We start from the raw sequence: 24719 nt of genomic DNA on the forward strand, positions 1-24719 counted from the left end.
AAATGAAATATTACTCATTTAGTTCCTTAGGCGATAAACAAAATGAAAATTACTGCTTTACTATCAAAACGCCTGATGGCGGCATTGACTCTTATGACTTAGTAGCAGGATTCCGCTTGTCGGATGAATATCCAGATGGAATAGAAGAAGTTACCTTAAGCCTAGATGATAAGTTTCACGGTTTAGAGCTAGCATCCTTTATTGGTAACGCCTGCAGAATGCTTGCGTTTAGAGCAACAGCCGCTCAAATAATTACGTCCATCAACCAAGCCGAGACTGAAACCGTTCCCTTTACGCTACTCAATAGCAAAGGAAAGATACACAGCAAAGATTATGTATTTGTAAATCCTGTAGGATGTTGGGATTGCATAAGCTGGAAAGAGTCCCATTGTGAACGGGATAAAGAGGGAGATATTGAGTCCTATGATAGGCTTGCATTCTCCAAAGGCAAGCTAGTAGGCGCTCCACATCTCTTTCGCGTAAAACACAAAACCAGCTTATATTTATTTAGCGAGACATTGGTTAAAGCGTTACTAGACGCCGGCCATACAAACTTAATTTTTGAAGATATCGAAGCAGTCTGACAGGCTTGATATGAAATATTTCCTCTTCAACACTCTCGGCGACACCAGCAACGATGGCTACTGTTTCACCTCTGACACACCTGAAGGAGGCGTTGATTCCTGGGACTTAATCGCGGGATATCGCATAGCTGACGAATATCCAAATGGAATTGAAAAAACCGTGCTGAGACTGGAAGAAGAATATCCAGGCCTTGTCCTGGCTTCCTATATTGGAAACGCTGATCGTATGCTTGCTTTTCGCAACGATGCTGCGAAGGTCATTATAGATATCAACCAGAATGAGACAGAAATCATCCCCTTTACTCTACTTGACTACAAAGGCAAAGTTAGAAGTGAGGATTATGTCTTCATCAATCCTGTTGGCGCTGTGGATTGCCTTAACTGGAAGAAATCTATTTGCACTAGAGATAATGAAGGTAACATTGAAATTTACGAAAAGTTAGTTTTTGCAAGAGAAAGTCTAGAGCATACTCCTCACTTATTTCGCATTAGATTCAATAGTAGCCTCTACCTATTTAGTGAGCTGCTAGCAAATACTTTGCTGAGTAAAGGTCATACAAACCTAATATTCAATGATATTGAAGTTACCTAAACGATGAAATACTTTATATTTAATTCTCTAGGTGACACCGATAATGATAGTTACTGTTTCACCTCAAAAGCTCCTGAAGGTGGGATTGACTATTATGACTTAATTGCCGGCTTTAGACTTTCTGACGAATACCCGGATAGAATAGAAGATGTTTGTTGGCGGTTTGGTGATAACTTTGCAGGGCTAGAGCTTGCTTCCTATATTGGAAACCCAAACAGTATTCTCGCATTTAGTAAAAGTTCAGCGGACTTAATCACCTCAACGGCGCAGTCCGGGCCAAAATCCGAGATCGAAGTCATCCCATTCACTCTATTTGACCATAAAGGAAAGATACATAGCACAAACTATGTTTTCCTTAATCCTGTAGGCTCTATCGACTGCATTAACTGGAAGAAAACAGTTTGTGATCGTAGAGAGAATGGCGACATTTCCAGCTATGAAAGGCTGGTCATTGATAAGAACAAAATGTGCAATCCCCCTCATCTGTTTCGTATCCAGTACCTGACGGATGAGTACATATTCAGCGAAGTGCTTGTTAATGCATTACTAAATGCCGACCATACAAATTTGGTTTTTAGCGAAATTAAAATCCATTAAGATAGAGCAAGCCAAAATTACGGAACCTTTATTATGAGCTCACCCTACCTCGAAGATTATAAGGAAAACGCAGAGTACGAACTGGAAATAGCCCTTCCTATCGCAATAAAAGAAACTCTGACCAACATGCAGGCGCAATCGGTATGCATGTACTTTCGGCAACGAGGCGCATGCGAATTACTGCTGACCGGTGAGCCAGACGCCTTGTATGTCAACCTGATGCAAAGCGCCGCACTACATCAGCACTACCTTCACTTTGCGCCGGAGAACGACAAAGTCACCAGCCGGGCGATGCCTTTCTATGACGCCATCGGCGGAGGTTATTGGGAGTGCGCGGAAGATATCGCAAAACATAGTCGCCTGACCTGGAATCAAAAACATGAGCTGGAAGAGGACTTTCTTTTTGTCCTGTTCATCATCAAACACTTTTTCCTTGGCGCAGACGAAGATGAGTGCAGGAGCATTATTGAACGTCATGACGATGCAGCGGAAAGCGCAGACTCAGAATACAGAGATGTTTGCGAAGCTTTTCTCGACGAAGACAGCGATGCGTTGCATGACGCCATCTGTGCCCTATTGGATGTGCGGGCGGCGAGACTGGATAAAATGGCCGAAAATGAGTCGCTTCCTGATGAGATATTGGCCTGGTCCCGTTATTTTTCCATTGAAGCATTCGCCTTGCTGCGCTTAGCGGAGAAAAAAGGGATAAAGACGGCAATAAACTACTCTCAAATCCCAGAGGTCGCCAGAAAGTCTCCTGGGTTTAAGTTTGAGCCCGACTCCTGGAAGTCACTGCATTTTGCGCCTTAAACATTAGATTGTTTTTAAGCTGAATGCATGAGGGCTTAACAGCCCTCTTACTACATATCCTTCCGGTAAACCCAACCATCAGAGCCCCTTCGCCTTTTAAATCAGAGCCAAGATAGCGCAGCGACCTGGACGATCTACTCGACCGTGACACTCCAGCTATCCAGAATCACGGGCGCTTTATAGGTTTTCCCATACCCCATGATGGTCAATGTCCAGTCTCCCTGAAGCTCTGCCAGATCCATCGGACCGATAATATATTGTTTGCTGACGGAGCCCTCCCCCGTCCCCACTTTGCCGGTATAGCGACCCAACTGAGTTCCAGAAGGACCCGTCAACACAGCATTCACATACTTTATATCAAGGAAGTTCAAGGTGACGGCGACGCTTTGCGCATTATTCTCAAAAGGCACATTTAACTTGAACTGCTTCCAGGCGCTGCCCTCTGCTCCACGATCAATACGACTGGCCTTATCAAAGGTATAAATAGAAGGGCTATCAGTTTGGTCATCGCCGTCGTCATTTCCGGTCGTCTGCTTGCCATCGTCGATGGTAATGCTCCATTTATCCAGAGTGACTGGCGCGTCCAGGCTTTTACCATACGCCAGGATGCGCAACGTCCAGTTTCCACTGACCTCGGGGATTGACGTATGGTCAATCACGTACTGCTTACTCAAGGACCCCTCTCCCGCGCCAACGACACCAGCGAAGCGCCCCACCATCATCCCACTAGGATCTGTCAGCACGGCGTTAATGGATTTAGCGTCAGTTAAATTCAGGTTCACGCTGATGCTCTCTATGCTATCCACATAAGAGACAGGCAATACGACCTCTTTCCAGGTCGCAGAACCCGCATTGCGATCAATGCGAGTTGGAGCGTCGTATTGAAAAGTGTCAGCAAGCGCCAGAGGAGCCAAACTCAGAGCCGCTAGAGCCGGCAGCAATAATCTTCCCAGTAACGCCATAGGATTCTCCCAATTATAGATAGGTAGCCCCACGACAAGCGACGCTTGCTAAGAGCCTGTTTACACTGGAAAAAGAATACTAAAGGCGCACAACAACAACACTCCTGCAAACACCCTATCAGCGCTGGTCATAGGTACTACGCAAAATGGAGAAATTCGCTTCGTTGAGAGTGGCGGAGTAAAAGTCTACCGAATCCACGCCAAATTTTGCCAACCAGATCACGTTAGCTCAAAAAAAGAAGGCGAAATAGGAAACCGAGTCGCGGTGCTTTCACAGAAGAATTCTTATTAATTAGTGTCAGAGTGACTTAATAAAAATGGTGTCAGAGTTAATCTTCCCTGCCTCGTTTATATATGTATCCAAAGCGAATACATCAGTATTTTATTAGTGCCAGAGTGAAGCAGAAATAAAGTTTAATTATCGCCCAGAGTCGCTTTAATTTCTGGTTTTAAATAGTGTCAGAGTCGTTTTAATTTATTGAAAAACATGGGTTTTTAGCCTTGAAGATCAAAGTATATCCGCTCATACTGCATCCACGCTTTAGGTAACCCGATGCAGTAAAAGCGATAGAAATTTTCTGAAAAAAATTTTGAAGGGTTTCCAAAATCTTCGACGCTTTAACTCTCGAAGATGAATTAAAACAGACAACTCAACTAGAGGAATTTCAACATGGCTATTTACATGAACTACGACGGTCTGAAAGTTAAAGGCAACGTAACTGCTGAAGGCTACAAAGACTGGATTCGTCTGGACAGCTTCCAATTCGGCGTTGGTCGCCACATCACTATGGAAGCCGGCCACATGTCCAACCGCGAAGCTACTCGTCCTAGCATCAGCGAAATTTCAGTTTCCAAACTGATGGACACCGCTTCTTCCGGTCTGTTCAAAGAGTCTTTGACTGGTACTGCTGGCGTTAAAGTTCTGGTTGATATCGTTCGCACTCAAGCTGACAAAATCGAGAAGTACGTTTCCTACGAAATGGAAGACGTAATGGTAAGCAGCTACAGCATTTCCGCTGGCGCTGAATCCGCTCCAGCTGAGTCTATCTCCCTGAGCTTCTCCAAAGTAACTATGTCTTACACTGCTGCTGACAAGAAGCACGCTGGCAAGACTCCAGAGCGCGTTGGTTACGACCTGGAAGCTGGCAAAAAGATCTAATTTGGATCTGGAGTCGCTCCTTCACGAGCGACTCGCCAAGCAAACAAAAAAGGCGAGTGGGATTTCCCCCTCGCCTTTTTTGTTATCGTTGAAATATATGATTAGCCGGCCCACGTCAAGCCATCATAAAGCGGCCCCAAATCGAATCAAATCTAGGAAACCTCTGAAAAACGTTGGCGAGACCGCCAGTGCAAGGAAAAAGTCGGCGAAAAAGCGCAGTTTATCGTGAATAAATGAGCATTTTGAGCCGACTTTTGACGCCGCAATGGCAATGCAGGTAGTTTTTCAGAGGTTCCCTAGATGTTAACGCAGAATAAGATAAAAACCTGCGACGCCAGCCGCCACACAGCAAGACGCCACCAGCGTCAATAGAATATTCCTGAAACGGGATTTGGTAATGGCTGAAACTTTATTGACGTGCGCTCTCTCTTCTAAAAGCTGTTCCAAAACCACACGCCTCTGGCGACGCACTTCTCCCCGGCCAATCTGCCCTTTTAACTGCTGATAATTGATGCTCATCAGATCAGGATGCAGTTTGCTCCCGCACTCTTCAGTGCGCTTGGAGGGCGACAAAGGTGACATTATCTTTTGCATCCCCGTTTAAGGTTTCTGTAAGCAGCGTGTCGGCCGCCTCGCTCAGACTTCTAATTTGCATAGCTTTCGCCAGGCCAGCTTCTCCGACCTCGTTGTACAGGCCATCCGTACAAATTAAAAATCGATCAGAAGGTTCAACCAGTATGGCGTTAACGTCCACACATAATTGCTCATGCACGCCAACGGCGCGGGTAAGCATGTTGCGAAAGCTGCTTTGCTCAGCCTGCGCGGGCGTCATATCACCCTTATCAACCAGCTCCTGCACCTTGCTATGATCATGCGTAATACGATGCAGCTTATGGTTTCGCATGAGATATACGCGAGAATCGCCCGCCCAGACCGCAACCGCCACACCATATCTGACAAACAGGCAAGCTACTGTCGAACCAACCTTGCTGCCGTTCAGTTCTTGCTGCGCATAAGCCAGCAAATCATCGTTTGTTTTGATCAATGCGTCTTCAATTTGCTCGACCACATCCACCAGATATGCTCGCAGGGGCAGATGATCAAGCTGCTCGACAATTTTCTGACTGGCGACTTCGCCGGCGTGATGCCCGCCCATGCCGTCAGCCACCGCCCATAGCCCACCCGCATCCCGGGCTAGCGCAGCATCTTCATTGTGTTTTCTTACATTGCCCACATGCGTGCGCAGCTCAGACTTCCAGTTAAGGTGGTTCGCCATGAAAATTACATCTGTTCACAGGTCGCCGGACGCAGGTAGCGCCCGATGAAAAATGTCCGATTTTCCATTCCTATCTATCGTTCCATCCCCACTGCTGCCATTTTCCATCGAGGAAAGCTGTAAATCCTTGAAATTTAGGCAACCTTTCTGCCGTGACAAACCTTGGCGACACCCAGGTGGACCCCTGAGTCCACCAGAAGCTATGCGGCTCTTCCTGCTTCATAAGCATGACGTCCAACGCCCCGATAGCCACAGGAAAAGTGGATTCATCCTCTTCAGGAATCTCCAGACTGAGACTTTGAATGGAGCCGCCCGCCAGAGACTTCTCAAGCGGCGGCGTCATGGCCGCAAGCTCTGACCGAAACTCGCCGAAATCAATAATCTGCTCAAGCAGGCGCCCAATGAGAGTTTCCAATGTTTCATACCACTCGCCATTGCTCAACAAAGTATCGACATAACTGATACGAGAGCTCAGCGGATGCAGTACAGTGAATGGAAAATATCGACCTACGCTGTCAACGCTGGGACACCACAACCCAATCCATGCCTGTTCATCAAGGACTTTGGGCATAATCATGAAGCGCCACCAGGGCGCCACAAGATAGTAATCCAACCAACGTTGCCCCAAAGACTGCTGACTTGCGTACAGACTGTTCTGCAACCACTTATCCCACGCCGAACCAAACCCGCCAGGCAGGTTCAGCTGGATAAAGTCCCCCGAAGACGGCAACTTGCCAAAATAGCCAATAGACGAGTTATTCACTTGCTCCCCATTCGCTTATCAAGCCCTACCATCCCAACCCAGTTAGAACAGCCATTTAGTTCTGTTTTCACTACCATTAACTCTCTATAAACCGCTCGGGCAGTCGTACCGCTTTATCCATCCGGGCGTGAATGGATTAACCGTGCTACTGGCGAAAAGCTCCATTTCTCCATTGCGGTGATCCACACTGATCACTACGTTATACAGACGGGAAGTGCTTCCTTTATTCACCTTGTGAGCATCCAATAACCGGAACAGCCCCCAATCCCCCTCGTACGCGTCCGTGTGAAGCGTCTCATTCAAGTCTTCAAACACCACTCTGGCGCCGCTCTTATCGGCTGGCCAATCCATGCTCATTTTCAGCTGTGGACCGTGGGTATAACGCAAACGTTGACTGCCGACCTCGAAATCGAAACGGCGAACGGTGTTATCCAGTTTATGCGGTTTTACCTGGAAGCGTACGTGCGGATCTTCACCTTTATCGCCAAAGAAGACGCGACGGATAGAGTCGGCCACCTGCATCTGCTGCAGGGCCTGGCTGCTGATGCCGATACCACGACCATCCACGCCTTTCGCGCGCCAGGATGAAGTGATGAATGGCGCGATGTTCGCCTTGACGAAACTGTCTTCAATGCCGCCTGGCTTGAAGAACGCAGCAAAGTCGCTCAGGGAGGCGTCACTGGATGACCGGGAAGAGAATGGGTAGTTCTTCGCCAACGTCTTCTGGTAGACAGAGTACACTTCTCTATTCCAAGCCGCGCTCAAGTGTGAGCCACCTGCACCCAACAGTACTTTCCAGCTCTGGTCGCCCATGGACTCCAGCCAGCCTTTCAAATAACCTGGCGCTCTTGACGCGGTCACACGTAGCGCTTTGACTGGATCTTCTCCGCCACTGAAACGAGCCAGTGCGAACTTGAATGCGGCCTCAGATGAGTTCGGCGCAAGAGAGGTCTCTTCCAACTTGTCGAATATGCCGCGCAGTTTTTCCCAATAGCGGTCAATTTCTTTATCTTCCATCAACCTATGCAGTGACTTGAAAGCATCATCCACTGGCGTAGGTTCACGTTGCTGCGCTACCAGATTCGCCGCTGCATCCAAAGCCTGTCCAGTACGACCACTAACATTTGCGTCTGGCAGCGGAGGCGTCAACAGCGTTTCTTTGCTGGCGCGGTTCAACAGAGTCAGAATTGGAGACTGTGTACGGTCCAGGTTATTGGCCAGCTTGTTACGCGCCACATCCATAGAGCCAAAATCAACTACTTTGGGCGAGTTCAGCGCACGGTTCCAGACATCAATGTAATCGGTGAAATAGAGGTGCTTGATCTTCTCTACAATGTTCTCCACATCTTTTTCAGAGAAGTCTTCTTCCACTTGCGCGCCGAGAATCCACTGCTCGCTTGAGTAGCGCTTAACCAGATTAGAGTCCGGTGAAAGATCCAGCTTGCCATACCCCGCTTTGGTGTACAGACGCGGAATCTTCAGATCTGAGCTTACTTGCGAATCCACGACAAAAGTGCCAGCGAAGTCCACGCCCAAGTCATCACGCAAGTTCAGGAAGCCAGCGAATTCAGGCTGACGTTTGATTTGCTGGTAGATACGTCTTTCGATCGGAATGGTTCTCAGCTTTTCACGACTACGCTCAACAACCGTATCTTTCAGCGTCAAATCGGTGAAATTGTCGTCCAACACCTGGTTCAGGTGCGTTTTCAAAGCGCTTTGCTCAGACGCCTTACCAGGAAGCTTTTCTTCCCAATAACGCGCAAACCAAGCCTTTATCTCGTTGTCGTCACGGACGCGGCTGTTACCCATCATCAGGTAAACACGCAAAGCCTCATAAATGGCGTCGTTGTTATCTTCCGTAACCAGCACGCCTTCCAACCTCTGGCGCAACAGCGGAGTTAAAAAGTGGCGCAATGAAGCATCGAAAGTTTTTTCGGTTTCCGCAACAACGCCTGCGTCGTAGAGACCCAAATTACTCAACCAAGGATGATCCACTTCAGAGTAAAGCTGCTGAGCGTCTTCCAGTGGCTTCAAGATATCCAGTACTTGCTCAAACTCATTGGGTTCAGGAGTAGCCGACGCCAACTGATTGTGTTTGTTCAACAGTTCCTGAATATCAGCCATCATGTTCTGCGTGCTCACCACACTAGAAGTCCAAGCGGCGAGAGCCCCGCCAAAGGCGAGCAGCAGCGTGAAAAAGGCGACGCGACGCGTCCACTTTATACGGCCCTCATAGCGGGTGTTTAGCGTGGCGATTTCTGCTTCGGGGAAGATAACTTCTTTCAGCAGTTTATTCAGGAAGAAGCTTTTACCCGCGCCTGGAGCATTGGCGGCAACGTTATAGTTGATGCCGTAGTTAGAAGACAGGTTCGCAAGAATCCGGTCAATCGGGCGCCCTTCCTGGGTGCCGCTGGTAAAATACACGCCGCGGAGCAAAGATTGTTTTTCGAAGCGGCTGGTTTTGAAAACAGACTTGATAAAGCTGTCCAGCACTGAGCGCATGTTCTCCACTTGCCCAGGGAAAGCGAGAATCTTAGAGCGGCGGCGGGTGTCTCGCTCCTGATGCGCCCGCCAAATCACCCTCTCATTTAATCGCTTGACCAGTGCTTCGAATTCAGGAGCAAAATACTCCGCTGTTTGAGATGCGTTTTGATCTTCCGTATTGGGGAAGGTCATGCCCCAAACTTTTTCACGCTCAGTGGCGCCAAGGTTTTCAAAAAACTCATTAAAGCCGGAGATAAGGTCCGCTTTCGTGAAGAGGAAATAAATAGGGAAACGAACCTGGAAGTTCTCCGCCAGCTCCTGAATTCGATTGCGAATGCGTTCCGCATGCTGCAAGCGTTCAGCTTCGCTGGAACTCAGCAGATCTTGGACGCTCACCGCCAAAAGAACGCCGTTGATCGGCCTGCGCATACGATGCTTTTTTAACAACGCAAGGAAGTTACGCCAGCCTGTGCGGTCCTGCGCGGCGTCGCTGTCTTGGGTGGTGTAACGACCGGCGGTATCAATTAATACGGCTTCATCCGTAAACCACCAATCGCAGTTACGGGTACCGCCAACGCCACCAATTTGCTGCAGTCCCAGCTTTTCCTTCAGCGGAAAATGCAGGCCGGAATTGATCAGCGCAGTCGTTTTACCTGCGCCCGGCGGCCCAATGATGATATACCAGGGCAACTGATAGACTGAACGCCGTCCCGCCTTGGTGTCGAACTTTGCGGTGCGCAGGAGACTCATTGCCTCACGGAAGCGCTCGCCAACAACTCTCGCTTCTTCATCAGATGCGGAGGGTTTGGCTTCTTCTTGAATCGCCTCCACCATGGAGTTGTTTTGCTTGCGCTGCCCCAGCATTTTTATCAAGAAGATAATGGTGGCGACAAACCAGACGCAGAGTATGACGACCAGTCTGACCGCCCCTGAAGCAGGCTCCGCCTTTTCTCCGAAGCGGACATAATCGGCCCCGAACCATATCACCAGAGAAAGCGCTATAAGTCCCACTACCGTCAAAAACCGTGGGTCAATCATCCATTTAAAAAAGCGGGACATAAGTCTCCTCATGCAACCGAAAAAGAGAGTTCAAACTACAGGACCGGATATCCGATTCGGGGAGCGGTCCGATCAATTCATCAACTTAAGACTGATACTTTTGCGTCAGTTCCTGAAGCTGCTGCGCCTGCGCGTCGGTCACCGTACCCAGCCAATAACGGAAGCCGCTATAACTCAGCAACAGCGCCGCCGCCATAATGGACGCGACAACCCACAGCGGCACGTATTCCGAAATACGCTTTTTCGCAGGAGTAGAGCCCCGCCAGCGTGGAGACAGGTCTCCGTCAAACTCGCCGCGCTGCATTTGAATGGTGCGCACCAAGTTATCGCGAATGGTCTCCAGATAGTCCCTGCCACGGGGGTCCAGCTTATATTTCCCTTCAAAGCCCAGGCTCAAGCACACGTATATCAACTCAATGAGGTCGATATACTTGGCTGGGGTCGCCAGTATCTTGTCCAAGATCAGGAATACTTTCTCACCGCCCACGTTCTCGCGATGGAACGTACTGAGAAGAGTCGCTCGCGACCAGCCGACTTCCGCTCCCCAGGGAGTATTCATGATCGCCTCGTCCAGTGCGGAGCACAAAACATAGCGAGCCGATAACACTACGTCAGAGGCGACTCCCTTTGACTGCGCTTCGGACTCAAATCGGCGAATCTGCTGAATAACCTGCTGGCGCAATTGATTGGGGTTTTGCACCTGAACGGTCTGACGCAACTCTCCCAGTAACGCGATCAGCTCCGAAGCGCTGGCGGTAAGAGGGTTTAACCCCTGCTTTACATCCAGGCCCTGCCCGCTTTCCATAGCGCCGGGAGGAGGCGCTGGCGCCTGATGGGGCGCAAAAGCAGTCGGCGGAGGCTGCGTTGACAGCCCGCCAGAAGAGCGCCCTCCGGGTGTGGGTACAATGACTGTACGATCACCGCCGCCGGCGCCACCGAAAAATGTTTTATCAGAATCGTTGCTCATGACTTCTAATCTCGCTCAAAGCCGTCCATTCGCTTCATATTAAAACGCCGCGTCTCGCAATGAAACGCGGCGAGGGCTAAACGCCTCTCTCGAAGCAAAAAACGATTAATCCCTGATTGCCCAAAACTCCATTTCCAAACCTGGGAAATCCGCGCCGATATGTACGGCAAAGCCGCTGGATTGCGCCAGGGCTCGCCAGTAATCGCTATTGCGGTCCAACTGGAAGTAGGTGAAACCGGTATGGAATGGAATCTGTCTCGGCGCCACTGGCAAGGCTTGCAGCCCGATGCCAGGCAACGCCGCATTGATCAAGTCGCGAATACTTTCGACCGGCGCAATCTTCACCTGGCTTGGGAAGCGGCTGCGGATCTGGTCCGACTTCATCTGCGCTTTGACCGCCAGTATGTATGTCGCCTTCTCTACCAAAGACCGGTCCGTAATCGGAGATACATAAATACCATAACGACGCTCAACCAGATCCAGAGACACGGCGGAGGTTTCACTCACCGTATTCATGTACTGATTCAGAATCTGCATCAACTGCGGGATGGATTTTTCCAACTCGTCATGATGATACGCCGGCATGATCGCGGGAGGTCTGCGTTGCACACTGGTGAACGTAGACAGTTCACCGGCTATTTGCATTAATTCGCCGAAAACGTCCACAGGATGTAAAGGACGAATTTGCGCCAAGTGCAACAACCATGGCTCAACTCGGTTGATCATCTGCAGCATCAGGAAATCCGCGATCTCGGAAGTGCCCTGCCTGCCGCTGTCTCTCAAGCGTCCAGCCAAAGCTTCCGCACGTAAATTCAAGCTGCCCGCCACTTCCTGCAACAGATTGGCAAGGCGCGGATGCGCTCGGACATCCAGCATGGGAGGGATAAACTGGGAGTCGAGAACGATTTCTCCATCGTCCCGTTTATCCTGTATCCGTGCGATAGGCAGCACAGCGTAACCACTGCGGTCTTCTCTTTCCAACAGGATACGAAAACGCAGTTGTCCAATCTGAATTTTGGTGCTGTCGCTATGCTCGGATGTGGAATCGAAGGTCTCCAGCTCACGGGCGTTAAACCGCACCAGCGTCTGATTGTCTTCTTCCAGATGCGTGTCAGGCGAACCTGGGCGTTTAACAGGAATACCCAAATAGACAGTTTGATTCTGTAGTCCTTTCTCGGGCTCCAGAATATCAAGCTCAGAATCTATGTCTGGAACGTTGAACGGCGTTCCATCGGGGAAAATACCTCGGCAGCGATTAATGGAGAACTTTCCAAGTTTCAGCACCTGGGTGTCTATCTCCAGATCATAAAATCCCCAGAAAAAAGCCTTTAGAGGCTTGCAGCGGGCTTCCAACAACGATTCATGGTAACGATCCTGTTGTTGGAAGTGCTGAGGACGAAGGAACATGCCCTCCGTCCATACGACGCGGTTTTCAAATGACATCGAATAGCCCCGGATTAATCCTTGATGCGCATGCCAAGGCGGTCAACGAACAGATCCAGTTTGTTGCCGGTGTTCTGATCGATCTGGAAGACCACTTTGGTGGAAGCGTCGTCGTAACGGATATATTCCGCCATGACGCCGATATAATGAGTGCGCTTATCGAAGGTGAAGGTCTCTTCTCTCAACTCGCCCGGGGTCAACTCTTTCAATTTATAAGTCTTCACCAGATCGCGGCCCAATACTTCTTTTGCGCTCTGGAACAAGGCGATAAATTCTTCCTGATCGAACTGACGATCATTTTCCAGCTCGAATATATTCAGAATGACGGGAGAAGCTCGACCGTCTTCGTTCGGATTGACGTCGTTGGCGCCGTGAATCCTCAAAGTGACGGTGGTTTCCCGTCCGGTCCATTTGCCTACAGTCGTACACCCGGCCACCGTCAAGGCCAAGAGCAACAACATAGCCCAATTTCTGAAAGAAGCCTGGCATCTCATGAACAAAAGTCCTCCATATTTATAGATTCGCGCCATCTAAACTATGCAATCAGCCTGAGCGCACTATCAGATACGCTCAAGCAAATCTTATAAATTATAATGCTTTACAGGACAATTTCTGTCGTCCCGCAACTGCTTCCCTTGAGTATGAGAAAAAATGCAGCCAAACGCCGCACTCTTATCAAGGGGGTTTCTAGGTACAGTAATCAATTTTAAAGTGCAAGCGTCATTTCTGACGGTTTGCCTTCAACTCATTGAAACTGCGCTCATAACTTTCCGCAAAGGTCTCGCCGAATAGACGCTTGAATGTCTTTTCCGCGTCTTCGTTCATCTCTTCGAAGAAGTCCTTGTACCCTTCCCAGTTTTTACCTGCGCCGCCAAACAACGACTTGCCACGCTGTTTTTCAAAACGACGCTCCAGCTTTTCGGGGTTAAACTGACTCATAAGATAGTCGTAAGCCGCACGAATGCCATTAAAGAGCGCTAACTGGTGGTCAGAAATATCGGCGAAGGCTTCTTTTGTCGCCTCCATGGGCGACATGTAGGCGCGTCCGGACTTGGTAAACAGATTGTCCAATGCGTCTTCCGCCGACACCGAGAATTTCAGCGGGTTGTTCTCAGCCGCCTGAATCATGGTGAGATTCATACGGAACTCGTTTTTGATAGTTTGACGGGCTCTCAGCGCCTTCATCAGACCGTCAACCGTTTCCCGAACCATATCCGCGATAACAGGCGTCAGATTAGCTTGCTGTTCTGCGGTTAAGCGCGCCAGCCCAAGGGCTTGCGCCAATCCAGCGGCCTGCTCTGGAGAAACTTGAATCGGCGGCGTGGAAACGGCTGGGCGCTCAGGCTCCCGAGGCGCCTCCATAGCAGGTTGTTTTACAGGAGGGGCCTCTCGTTTGACCGGGCGCTGCTCGACCTGCCGTCTGGGCGGCACGACTTTACCCGGCGCTTGCGCGCCCGTGTTTGCAATCGGCAAATCGGGCTCGGGTTTCGGTTCGACCGGCTTTTCAATGGACTTAGGCTCAGCAGCCGGGGCCACGTCATTTAATATATCTGCGAGCGAGCCGCTATCACCAGAAGGTTCCTTGATGGAAGGCTCAGCAGGGGAAGGCTGCTGCCCCCATAAAGAGGACTCCGATGGAGAGGTGGACTCCAAAGGATCGGACTTGCTCATTCCCGCTCCAGTCAAATCCTGTATTGGCTCAATCTCTTTAGGAAGCTGGTGCGGCTGATCCGTTCCCGCCAATTGTTCGGAGGGAGTGTTCACGATATCCAACAACGAATCCGGGTTGGACTTTGGCGGCGGTTCGCGGCGCGGCTTCGGTTTGGATTCAACGGGCGGCGGCGCCTTGGGCGTAGACGGAGCTTCCGGCTTGCGCGGCTGAATGAGGGACTTGTCCCAGTCCTCAGGAATTACATTGGGGATGTCCATACGACCACTCTCAGCAGAGCCGCCGCCAAGCCCAAAAGAATCCCCCAGCAGATTGTCCGCGGGAGGCTCGTCTCCCGAGACGCCCAACCCCAGACCTTCATCATATAAAGAAGACTTTTGCGATCCGCCGATTGCGACCAGGGGATCTACAGAAGAGTCCCCGCCTGTTAATCCGGTGTCGCCGCCAATAAGTTCGCCCTTAAGCCTGCCCATCGAAGGCTTGGGTTCCGGCTCCGACCCTACGCCGGTCAGCCACTTGTCCAAATCGTCCAAGCCTGGGGAGGCAGCAGCGCCTGCGCCGCCTGGAATATCGTCAATATCAGATGTGATAGACGTTGATTCGCCGTCATCCTGCGGCTTATCCCCTTCCACCAATAATACGAACGGTCCGAGCAAAATCTGGTCGCCCTGGCTGATAGGGGTTGGCTGCCCTTTTACCAAAGCCTGGCTCAGGTTGTTAAGAAAGGTGCCGTTGGTGCTTTGATCAACAATTTCAAAGCCTGATCCGTTAAATTGAATCTTCGCGTGAACGGATGATACGTAACGGTTGGGGTCCGGCAACACCCAAGTATTCGAATTCGCGCGACCTATCGTCGCCCCTTCTTCTTCAACAGTTACGACTTTGCCCGCCATCTCGCTCTCAGGCGGACATTGAACGACTCTAAGCTTTACCTGCATGGTGATTTTCAAGTCCGAAGGAAATATCCAGTTAGATTAACTAATTATGCTTACCAGTTAAAGCGATGCATATACTCACAATGGCTTTCCGGGTTTGCGTCCCTGACTATATACGACGACACTGCAATGGACCGCCGACTGCCCCTAGGATAATCCTTTAGGGTTAGACAGCAACAGAATAAAACCCAAAACAATAAAAATAGACCATAAAGCCTATACTTATCGACCGGTACGCCTATATTTCATAGGCCTAAAATAGGGTTGCTAAAATTAACGCCAAATGAATAATCTGCAATCTATGTTAGAAGCGTCATTATTTGGCATAACAGCTTCATTATTCGGCTGTTGCTATATTAAAAGTTATTAAGATTATTGGACGGCGTCGAATGTCGGAGACGCTTTCTCTTCCGACGTATAGCAGGCCTGCTCCTGCTGAAAAGACAGGCGATTAAGGAACATTAAATGGCTCAGAAAACCGCTCTCATCGTTGACGACTCAGCGACAGCTCGAATTATGCTGGCCAAGGTCCTTAACAGCATGGACGTTAAAACCCGTCAGGCCAGCTCAGGTGAAGAAGCCCTGAAACTGGTTCCCGCAGAACGCCCGGACCTGATCTTTCTCGATCATCTTATGCCGGGCATGGATGGTTTCCAGACACTTAAAGCGTTAAAGCAAAATCCGGAAACCAACCAGATTCCCGTCATAATGTATACCTCCCAAAACGCCATGAAATACCAGGAAGAGGCCAAGGCCCTTGGCGCGGCGGGAGTTATCACCAAGCAGGTTGAGCGCGAACGTTTATATCTGCTCGTCGAACATGTTTATATGCAGCAGGAGCTGGCCCGCACCGAAGCTAGCGTTAACACTGTGGCGGAGGCGATCGGCCAGACTCCTATGTCTACCGAGCAACCCGCCGCGCCACGTAAAGTCGTCCCGTTGCGCCCGGGTCAGCAGAAAATGGAAGATCACGTGGAGCAGCGCATCGCTTCTCTACGCAGCGAGCTGGAAACCCAGCAAAACGAGCGTTACTGGAAGCCACTGGAAGAACTGAAAAAGCAGAATGGCCGCCTGCGCATTGCGCTATGGGCGATGATCGTCGTATTCATTCTAACAGGGCTGAAGTTGAACTCGCTGGATTCCGCCTTTGAAGCCATGCAAAAAGAGGTGAATTCCGCCAGACAGGTTCTGAATGAACTGATCGCCATCATGGAAGAAACCTGATCAACGAAAAGAGTCATTAACAGAATCGGTAGCAACCATGTATTAGAGGGCGCTTAAGCGCTCTCTTGTTATCCCCACCCTTCCCTGGTCTCACCCACCATTGCAGACCTTGCCAAGCGCACCAACATTCAAGAGCCTATTGCGCAAGCCTCCGCCCTCGTTTCAGGCAAGAAAATAAATATCCGTTACACTTACTTAAAGTAATTCTTTAGAAAGAGAGCATTACACCGATTGTTTTTCTGGGCTTTCATCAAAGATGTCTGCTGCGCAGTGCGCCTGCTTAAATACGGAAAACCCAAGTTCATCTCAGTGAGCCAATAGCCGGGAAATAGCGCAATGCTGTTCAAGACTTATCAAAAGAAAAAGTTTCTGCTGGTCGATGATTTTGACAATTTCATCTTCTCACTCAAACAAATGCTGCGCCGACTTGGCGCGGAGGATATCGACAGCGCCCGCAACGGCGAAGATGCGGTGCAGCTGTTTTTACGCAAGCATTATGATGTGGTGTTCTGTGACTACAACATGGGGGAGCACAAGAACGGACAACAAGTGCTGGAAGAGTTGCGCTTCCGTAAACTGCTGAAAAATACGGATATCTTCCTGCTGGTCAGCGCTGAAGCCGCCAAAGATATGGTGTTTGGCGCACTGGAGTGCCAGCCTGATGGTTACATCACCAAGCCCATTACTCAGTCCATACTGCAAAACCGCCTTGATAAGCTAATGGAGCAAAAGGAGGCCACCGCAGATATCAATCGCGCGATTGATCTGGAGGATTACTCCAAGGCGATTACCCTATGCAATCAACATCTCAAGGCCAACACTAAATACCGCTCCTGGACCGTAAAAACCCTGGCGAACCTGTACTATCTCAGTGGCGATCTGGTGCACTCCAAACAGATTTATGAAGACATCCTGCAAAAACGCCGCTTGGACTGGGCCCGCCTGGGACTTGGCAAAGTGCTGCTGGCGGAAGGCAATGCGCAAGAGGCGGCGGTTAAGTTCGAGGAGTTGATTGAAGAGCAACCTCTTTTGGTGGAAGCCTATGACTGGCTGGCCAAAGCGCAGCGTCATATCGGCCACGGCAAAAAAGCTCAAGGGACGCTGCAGCAAGCGGTGGAAATTTCCCCTCGCGCCCTGCTGCGCCAAAAAGAGCTGGCGGAGATCAGTCGCTCATTGCATGACTTGGAAACCGCCTCCAAAGCGTACCGACAAACCAACAAGTTGAGCGAGTATTCCTGCCACGAATCACCAGATTTGTATTTGGATTTCACCCGCTGCCTGTCTGACCTGTCGGAAGGCGACACCTCATCACAAGGCCAAAAGCTGGCCTCGGAAGCCAACGCAGCGCTAGAACGCATCCGCAGAAAATATAAAGACGATCCAGCGACACAGCTGAAAAGTCATATGGTTGAGGCCAGGGTCTGGTCCGGCCAAGGCAAAGCACAAGAAGGCGCTAAAGCGCTGAAGCAGGCGCAAACCTACTTTGACGAAGCCGCCAAGGACAATCCGGACCTGACACTGGAAATGGCGCAAACGTTGTACGCGCTAAACCAGGAGAAAGAAGCCGAACAACTGCTGACCGAGCTTGCCGCGAAGTATCCGGATAACGAGAAACTGCAAGACAGAATCGAAGAGTTGCGCGACGAGCCCGTCAGCCTGAAACAACGAATCAAAGCTCGGGAACTCAACAGAAAAGGCATCCAGCTATACGAGGAGGGCGCCTTGTCGGATGGGGTGGCCGTATTCAAGGAAGCGATGGCGATTACACCGGCTCACGTCGGCCTGAATCTAAACCTGCTGCAAACACTGATCAAATCCGCCTCTCAGTCCAAACTGAACGCAGAATATCAGGGACTCGCGCAGCAGTGTCTGAGTCGGCTGCAACGACTGACGCCGCAGCACAGACAGTACAAGCGCTATCAACACTTGTTGCAGCGATACCAGCAAATTCAACGAGGTTAATGCACCGTGACACAGAAAAACAAACTGGACTTCAGCTTTATCATGGCGGCCAGCGTTCACGATATGAAGAACTCTCTGAGCATGTTGCTGCACTCGCTGGACGAAGTGAATCACGAAATCGCGGAACTGGACCTGCCCATTGCTCAACGCATGGCGACGTTGCAGTACGAGGCCGCAAGGGTCAACAACGATCTGGTGCAGTTGCTAAGCCTTTACAAGCTGGATGCAAACATGCTGACCGCAGACATCGATGAACACTTCCTACTGGATTTTCTGGAAGAACAAGTGGCGCGCTACCATCCTCTTTTCGCCGCTCGCAACATGCGTTGCGAGGTAGACTGCAATGAGAGATTAACAGGGTATTTTGATAACGACTTGGTGTCTGGCGTGGTGAACAACATTCTCGCCAACGCGATTCGTTACAGCCGCAGCCAGATCAGAGTGTCCGCCAGAACAGAGGAAGACGGTCTTTACATCACGATCGAAGACGATGGTCAGGGATTTCCCGCCAAGATGGTGGAGATTCCAGAACAGCTATCGACAGAAGTGGATTTCGAGTCAGGTAGCACCAATCTGGGACTGTATTTCGCCCATCGGATAGCGCAGCTGCACATGCAAAAAGGAAAAACTGGCAAGATTTCACTGCGTAACGGCGGCGCGCTGAATGGCGGCGTCTTTGAAATGTATTTGCCCTGAGTCCGTTCGCCTACCGCCGGGATCACCGGCGGCCAAACGTAAACTTACAGACAACACTTCTTGAACTTTTTACCGCTCCCGCAAGGACAAGGATCATTACGGCCGACTTTGGGTTCTTCCCGCACCAGCGGATCATGATGCTGGAAGTAAACGGACAGGCCCCGCCCCGCTTTTGCGTATCGCATCAGATACCCATTGAGATCCTCATGAGCGCCGCGTAACTCCTCGCGAAAATCATCCTGTTGAGACGCGCCTTCACGCTCCAGAATCTCCAGTGCGGCATCCACATCCTGAAAGACTTTCAGAATCGAAATGGTGTCATCCAGATCCCGTGACATTTTCTCATAGCCGCCGGGATCACGCTGCGCCAGCATCTCCAGAGCGCGCACCCAATTTGGCGCCAGCCACTCATCCGCCAGAATAACGCCCTCGCACCAGTTTTCGAAACTGCGGCGTTCCTCGGTATCCCAGCTGAACAGGCAGTCTGAAGGCAGCGTCGGCGCGCCGATTTCTATTTGTCCGCGAATTTCCTGATACAGCGCCTTCATGTCCTCGATCACCGTCGAGTCACTTTGGCACAGCTCCTCCTGATAGCATTCTCCCAATGCGACGGGTAGCCAGTCCTGCTCGTCTATTTCAACAGGGCAACAGGCTAATCCGAACAAAAAACCGTGACATTGATTGTAATTAAGCAAGTCCTCACAGCGTTCGGCATCACACAAAAATGCACGCAGGTCAATAAATCGCGGATCAGATTCATAGCCCGAAGCGACTTGTCCCCTCGGGTATACGGAAGGAAATTCAACTCCCATACCACTCGATCCTTTTAATAATCTGTTATTCATTCAAGTGTAAAACGAAACAGGCAATATTGTTAGTAATTTAATATGGCCCCGGCGCGTCCTCGCGTTGGCTCCAGGGCACGCCAGACTCGCCTCAGCGGAGTACGCCCCTTTCTACGCCCAAAGAAAATATCCACTACTCCCCCACTCATCCCCACCTCCCCCCTTGAGCGGCTGTTTACCCGTATTTTCTACCCCCATAACATTCATTGTAATAACGCCGCCAACATGCCCATTGCACATAACAAACAAAGCGGCCCATAACAAAAATAAACAGCCGTGACGGTCAGCGAGAGGCCGCCGGCGGAGCACCTTTATGACTACGAGCGACGCACCTGAAGCAAGACCGCTGATTCCCAGCAAGATTTCACCGCCGCAAACCAGCCCTCATGTTCTGAGCCGCCCACGCCTGGAAGCCGCTCTGCTTGACGCCGCCAGTAAGCCCTTATGTATCGTGCGCGCGCCGGCGGGATTCGGAAAAACCACTTTGATGTCTTATTGGCGCCGCCGCCAGCCAGGACGGGTCGCCTGGCTCAGCCTGGATGAGCTGGATAACGACGCCACTCTGTTTGGGCGCTATCTGACAGCGGCGCTGTCTCATCATGCGGCGGAGCTTCAGGGTCCATTGTCACGCGCAGAAGAGGCGCTATCCGACTATGATCTGATCTGGCTCACCGGAAAGCTGTGCAACGAATTAAGCGCCCTGGATCACCAACTGATTCTGGTGCTGGATGACTACCATCGCGTGCATAACGAGCAAATCCATGAGGCGCTGCGGTTTCTTATTCAGCATCAGCCTCCCGCGCTACGTCTGTTTATTCTGACGCGATCTGAGCCGCCGCTAGGTTTAGCGAATTGGCGGGTACGCGGCATGCTGCACGAAATCGGGGCAGATGAGCTTGGCTTTACATTAGAGGAAGCCCGGCAATTTCTTCATGAAAAAAATGATCTTCGAATCGACGACCCACAAGCATTGCAGGAAACGTTGCAGCGCTTGAAAGGCTGGGCGGCGGGACTGCAGATCATTGCGTTGTCAGCGCCCCCAAAGGATTCATTTAACGATTACCTGAGACGTTTTAACGGCGCCCACGCACATGTATTGGACTTTCTCGCAGAGGAAGTGCTCAGCAAACAATCGCCGGAACGTCAGGCGTTTTTGCTAAAAACCAGCGTGCTGGAGCGTTTCAATTCCGAGCTGGCGCAAACGCTGACTGAACAGAAAGAAAGTTTCGGCATGCTGCAGGATCTGGAGAAAGGCGGCATGTTCATCGCCCCGCTGGACGAATATCGCACCTGGTACAGCTACCATCCCTTTTTCGCGGAGTTTCTGCGTCATCAGCTACAGCTTCAGGCGTCTCCACAGGCTATCGTTGACTTGCATAAAAGAGCATACGAATGGTGGTTGCAGAAAGCCCAGATAGCGGAAGCGCTAACGCATCTATTACAGGTGGGCGATCCGGCGCTGATCGCAGAGACGTTATCTGTCCATGGCTGGGCGCTGTTTGAGCAGGGACGACTCAGCCTCATTGAACAGTGTCTGGACGCCCTTCCCGAAGCCGCCATCGCGAACGATAACAGACTCGCGCTGTTGCGAGCCTGGGTATGCCTGACCCAGGCCGATCCCGGATCGCTGGAGGAAGCGCTAAATCAAGCCGAGCAACGTTTGCCGGACCGTCAAGAGGAGACGCAGTGGCGACGGGTTAGCGCCGAAATCAGCGCACTCAAGGCCCAGTTATACGCCACGGTTGAAGACATAGAAGCGGCGCACAATCATGCGCAACAGGCCTTGGCGATCAGCTCCAGCGCCTCCAACGCAGCCGCTATCGCCCTGTCTGTTCTAGGTGAAACTCATGTGTGTCGAGGAGAACTGAATCAGGCGCGGGACGCATTTATTCAGGCGGAAGCTTCCGCACGCGCCGCAGACTCCATGCACGGACTGCTTTGGACGCTTGGTCAGCAGGCGGATGTTCTACGCCATCAGGGAGACCTGCTGGGATGTCATCAACAGCAGACCATCGTCTTGCAACTGGCGCGGGAGCACCATCTTGCGCAAACACCGGTCATGGAGTTTATTCATCGACAACGAGCCGATCTGCTCATCGAATGGCTGCAATACCATGAGGCCGCCCAGCATTGTGACGCCGGATTGCGCATCGTGGAGCACCTTGAGCCCCACTGCGCCATCCCTCTCAACGCATTGAAAGCCAGTATCGCGTTGCAGCAGGGCGAAGCTGGCGCGGCGGAAATTTATCTACGCAAAAATACACTGCTAATGCGCGAACACCGTTGCCACTCGGACTGGCGCGCCCTGTCCGCATCCATTCAACTTCGCTACTGGCGACAGCAGCGCAATCTATCCGCGATTAACGAGTGGTTAGGCGCCGAACCGGCTCCCAGTCCAGCGCCAAGTCATTTTCAGCAACGCCGCGCGCGCAACCTCGCCTTTGCGCTGCTCAGTCTGGACAAATCCCGGGAAGCGGCGCAGATACTGCAACCACTGACCGCTCAGGCTCGCCAATTTGGTCTGCGCCTCTGTGAGATGGAAAACCAGATTCTCGCAACCTGGGCCTGTCTGCGCCTGGGAAATGAGAACGAGGCCGGCAACGCCCTGCTGCGCGCATTGCAGCTGGCGGAACCCATGCGCGCGATCGCCAGCTTGTTACAAGCGCCAGAGTGGCTGCTGGAGTTCTATGGCGCAATGATGGAGGACTCACGCTTGTCCAGCGCCGAACGCCGACACCTGCAACGGGTGTTAGAGCTTTCCAAACGCCAGCATAGGCCGCAGAAGAAAACGCGCAATATGCCAGAACAAGCCAGAGCGTTGGCGCTTACCCCAAAAGAGTGGGAAGTGCTGCGCCTGATTGGCGAAGGCAGCAGCAATGAACGCATCGCCGAGCGTCTGTATGTAGCGCCAAGCACTGTTCGCAGCCACATCAAACACGTGTACCAGAAACTGGGAATTTCCAGCCGGGTGGAAGCTCGACGGGTTTCCCTCGACTTATCGCAGGGCCGGGTCGCCGGCCTTGGCGAACAGGGGTAGGCCGGCGGACCTAAACGCTGAAAATCCCCCCGTAAATCCCCCATTTGCATGGAAGCGTCCCAGGCTCGCCTTGGTTATGATCAAAGGGTAACGTACATCCGAAGCGGCCATGACGGCCGCCGCCAATTCCACGAGCTTGGCGCACGGATGCACCAATATGGACTTCAGAAAAAATACAATACCGGAGCTCATTCATTATGTTGAAAGTTCATCGTCCAACCCGAATTTCTCTCGTCATCCGACACGCAGCCGCTTGTGCGGCCGCCGCCGTATTAGGCGTATCCGCAACCGCCGCAAGCGCTGACACCTCCGGCAAAAGCGGCGCTGGCGTCCGCTTTCACGGCGGCGACGAAATCATCCTGCAGGGCTTCCACTGGAACGTCGTACGCACTGCGGAAAACAACTGGTACAACATCCTGCAAAGTAAGGCCCAGCAAATCAGCGACGACGGCTTCACCGCCATCTGGATGCCAGTTCCCTGGAGAGACAACTCTTCCTGGCAAGCGTCCAGCGATACACGCTTCGGTGGCGAAGGCTACTTTTGGGCCGATATGAATAAAAACAGCCGCTACGGGAACGACGGCCAATTGAAGCAGGCCGCGTCCGCCCTGAAAAACAAAGGCGTAAAGGTCATTTACGACATCGTGCCCAATCACCATGACCGCGGCCACAGCAATGACTCACTCAATTTTCCCTCCGGGCAAGGTTACTATCGTTCCGACTGCAGTTCCTGTGACGATGGCGACCCGTTCATGGACGGCGGCTCAGATTTCAGCACCGCCCACCCGGATGTATACAACCTGTTTAAGAATGAACTGGTCAACCTGAAGACTAACTACAGCGCCGGCGGGTTCCGCTTCGACTTCGTTCGGGGCTACGCGCCGGAGCGCATCAATTCCTGGATGAGCGCCTCTCTGGACAGCGGCTATTGCGTTGGCGAGTTATGGAAAGGTCCCAGCGAATTTCCTTCCTGGGATTGGCGACACAGCGCCAGCTGGCAGGAAATCCTGAAAGATTTCACTGACAACTCCGATTGTTCCGTCTTCGACTTCGCCCTAAAAGAACGTATGCAGAACGGCTCCATTTCCGATTGGAGATACGGGCTCAACGGCAACCCCAGCGCCCAATGGCGCGAGGTCGCGGTGACATTCGTCGACAACCACGACACCGGCTATTCACCCGGCCCTCTCGGCGGCCAGCATCACTGGGCGCTGCCGGATTGGAAACGCAAAATGGCTTACGCCTACATTCTTTCCAGCCCCGGCACGCCGGTTGTGTATTGGCCGCATATGTATGACTGGGGAATGCGCGACTTCATCCGCAATCTGATTCAACTACGCAAATCCGCTGGCGTGAAAGCTTACTCCGGTGTGCAATTCCATGATGGATTCAGCGGATTGGTGGGAACCACAAGCGGCAGTAATGGAAAATTGTTGTTCGCCATTGACTCTAACTTCAGCTCCCCCAACCAAGTGGCGGGCGGTTCATGGAGCCTGGCGGTCAACGAGGACAATGGCCGCATCCGCATCTGGCGTCAGTAACGCCAGCAATCTCCCGGGCGGCTGACGCCCGGGATTCTTGTGCTCTATAGACACAGTTTCGACGCACGCCAATAACAAAAATCAATCAAAACGTTATTAACTATCAATTTTCCT

The 24719-nt window shown here is 51.4% G+C and carries 20 protein-coding genes; 10 read left to right on the forward strand and 10 right to left on the reverse strand.

Annotation, left to right across the window (positions count from 1 at the left end; translation table 11 throughout):
• Positions 1 to 2 precede the first annotated feature (2 nt).
• Genes ONV78_RS09950 through ONV78_RS09965 form a run of 4 tightly spaced genes read left to right on the forward strand, consistent with a single transcriptional unit; the run spans position 3 to position 2583 of the window.
• The gene (locus tag ONV78_RS09950) at positions 3 to 584 is read left to right on the forward strand and encodes a DUF1629 domain-containing protein (protein WP_279502980.1); all 582 of its coding nucleotides are present in this window, start codon (positions 3 to 5) and stop codon (positions 582 to 584) included.
• A 10-nt stretch (positions 585 to 594) separates the two neighbouring features.
• Positions 595 to 1176 carry a hypothetical protein gene (locus ONV78_RS09955; protein ID WP_279502981.1) on the forward strand — a complete coding sequence of 194 codons (582 nt, stop codon included), beginning with the start codon at positions 595 to 597 and terminating at the stop codon, positions 1174 to 1176.
• Between the two features lie 3 nt (positions 1177 to 1179).
• The gene (locus ONV78_RS09960; RefSeq protein WP_279502983.1) at positions 1180 to 1773 is read left to right on the forward strand and encodes a DUF1629 domain-containing protein; all 594 of its coding nucleotides are present in this window, start codon (positions 1180 to 1182) and stop codon (positions 1771 to 1773) included.
• Positions 1774 to 1806: 33 nt separating this feature from the next.
• Positions 1807 to 2583 (forward strand): hypothetical protein, encoded by a 777-nt coding sequence (locus tag ONV78_RS09965; protein ID WP_279502984.1) that lies wholly within the window; start codon positions 1807 to 1809, stop codon positions 2581 to 2583.
• Positions 2584 to 2717: 134 nt separating this feature from the next.
• On the opposite strand, the gene ONV78_RS09970 is transcribed toward ONV78_RS09965, so the two are convergent.
• On the reverse strand, positions 2718 to 3545 hold the full coding sequence (locus ONV78_RS09970) for a proprotein convertase P-domain-containing protein (protein ID WP_279502986.1): 828 nt from the start codon (positions 3543 to 3545) through the stop codon (positions 2718 to 2720).
• 670 nt (positions 3546 to 4215) lie between these two features.
• Here ONV78_RS09970 and ONV78_RS09975 point away from each other — a divergent pair.
• The gene (locus tag ONV78_RS09975) at positions 4216 to 4704 is read left to right on the forward strand and encodes a type VI secretion system tube protein Hcp (protein ID WP_216740261.1); all 489 of its coding nucleotides are present in this window, start codon (positions 4216 to 4218) and stop codon (positions 4702 to 4704) included.
• Positions 4705 to 5007: 303 nt separating this feature from the next.
• Here the strand turns inward: ONV78_RS09975 and ONV78_RS09980 are convergent, their stop codons facing one another.
• From ONV78_RS09980 to tagH, 8 genes are all read right to left on the reverse strand, one after another.
• Complete coding sequence (locus ONV78_RS09980) at positions 5008 to 5286, reverse strand: hypothetical protein (protein ID WP_216740262.1); 279 nt, start codon at positions 5284 to 5286, stop codon at positions 5008 to 5010.
• On the reverse strand, positions 5255 to 5980 hold the full coding sequence (locus tag ONV78_RS09985; RefSeq protein ID WP_279502990.1) for a protein phosphatase 2C domain-containing protein: 726 nt from the start codon (positions 5978 to 5980) through the stop codon (positions 5255 to 5257). Before ONV78_RS09985 ends, ONV78_RS09980 begins: the two co-directional genes overlap by 32 nt.
• Positions 5981 to 6050: 70 nt before the next feature.
• Positions 6051 to 6743, reverse strand: coding sequence for a type VI secretion system-associated protein TagF (tagF, locus tag ONV78_RS09990; protein ID WP_216740264.1), 693 nt, complete (start codon positions 6741 to 6743; stop codon positions 6051 to 6053).
• Positions 6744 to 6827: 84 nt separating this feature from the next.
• A complete protein-coding gene (gene tssM / locus ONV78_RS09995; protein ID WP_279502993.1) occupies positions 6828 to 10286 on the reverse strand; it encodes a type VI secretion system membrane subunit TssM in 3459 nt (1152 codons plus the stop codon).
• Between the two features lie 85 nt (positions 10287 to 10371).
• Entirely contained in the window at positions 10372 to 11253 is an 882-nt protein-coding gene (icmH, locus tag ONV78_RS10000) for a type IVB secretion system protein IcmH/DotU (protein WP_127971851.1), read from the reverse strand.
• Between the two features lie 105 nt (positions 11254 to 11358).
• Positions 11359 to 12696: a type VI secretion system baseplate subunit TssK gene (gene tssK, locus ONV78_RS10005; protein ID WP_279502995.1), complete on the reverse strand. Its 1338-nt coding sequence runs from the start codon at positions 12694 to 12696 to the stop codon at positions 11359 to 11361.
• Between the two features lie 14 nt (positions 12697 to 12710).
• A complete protein-coding gene (gene tssJ, locus ONV78_RS10010; protein ID WP_241566823.1) occupies positions 12711 to 13157 on the reverse strand; it encodes a type VI secretion system lipoprotein TssJ in 447 nt (148 codons plus the stop codon).
• 259 nt (positions 13158 to 13416) lie between these two features.
• Positions 13417 to 15303: a type VI secretion system-associated FHA domain protein TagH gene (gene tagH / locus ONV78_RS10015; protein WP_279502998.1), complete on the reverse strand. Its 1887-nt coding sequence runs from the start codon at positions 15301 to 15303 to the stop codon at positions 13417 to 13419.
• 462 nt (positions 15304 to 15765) lie between these two features.
• Between tagH and ONV78_RS10020 the strand changes: the two genes are divergently transcribed.
• The 3 genes from ONV78_RS10020 to ONV78_RS10030 all read left to right on the forward strand — a co-directional run bounded on the left by ONV78_RS10020 (position 15766) and on the right by ONV78_RS10030 (position 19182).
• The gene (locus ONV78_RS10020) at positions 15766 to 16524 is read left to right on the forward strand and encodes a response regulator (RefSeq protein WP_216740268.1); all 759 of its coding nucleotides are present in this window, start codon (positions 15766 to 15768) and stop codon (positions 16522 to 16524) included.
• A gap of 336 nt (positions 16525 to 16860) precedes the next feature.
• Entirely contained in the window at positions 16861 to 18486 is a 1626-nt protein-coding gene (locus ONV78_RS10025) for a tetratricopeptide repeat-containing response regulator (protein ID WP_279502999.1), read from the forward strand.
• A 6-nt stretch (positions 18487 to 18492) separates the two neighbouring features.
• Complete coding sequence (locus ONV78_RS10030; protein WP_279503000.1) at positions 18493 to 19182, forward strand: HAMP domain-containing sensor histidine kinase; 690 nt, start codon at positions 18493 to 18495, stop codon at positions 19180 to 19182.
• 44 nt (positions 19183 to 19226) lie between these two features.
• Here ONV78_RS10030 and ONV78_RS10035 read toward each other — a convergent pair whose 3' ends face one another.
• Positions 19227 to 19994, reverse strand: coding sequence for a YecA family protein (locus ONV78_RS10035; protein WP_216740271.1), 768 nt, complete (start codon positions 19992 to 19994; stop codon positions 19227 to 19229).
• 346 nt (positions 19995 to 20340) lie between these two features.
• Between ONV78_RS10035 and malT the strand changes: the two genes are divergently transcribed.
• Both malT and ONV78_RS10045 read left to right on the forward strand, forming a co-directional pair.
• The gene (gene malT / locus ONV78_RS10040) at positions 20341 to 23064 is read left to right on the forward strand and encodes an HTH-type transcriptional regulator MalT (protein ID WP_279503004.1); all 2724 of its coding nucleotides are present in this window, start codon (positions 20341 to 20343) and stop codon (positions 23062 to 23064) included.
• A 197-nt stretch (positions 23065 to 23261) separates the two neighbouring features.
• Positions 23262 to 24605: a glucan 1,4-alpha-maltotetraohydrolase domain-containing protein gene (locus tag ONV78_RS10045; protein WP_279503005.1), complete on the forward strand. Its 1344-nt coding sequence runs from the start codon at positions 23262 to 23264 to the stop codon at positions 24603 to 24605.
• The last annotated feature ends 114 nt before the right edge of the window (positions 24606 to 24719 follow it).

The sequence above is a fragment of the Hahella sp. CR1 genome, from assembly GCF_029813005.1.
Taxonomy (GTDB): Bacteria; Pseudomonadota; Gammaproteobacteria; order Pseudomonadales; family Oleiphilaceae; genus Hahella.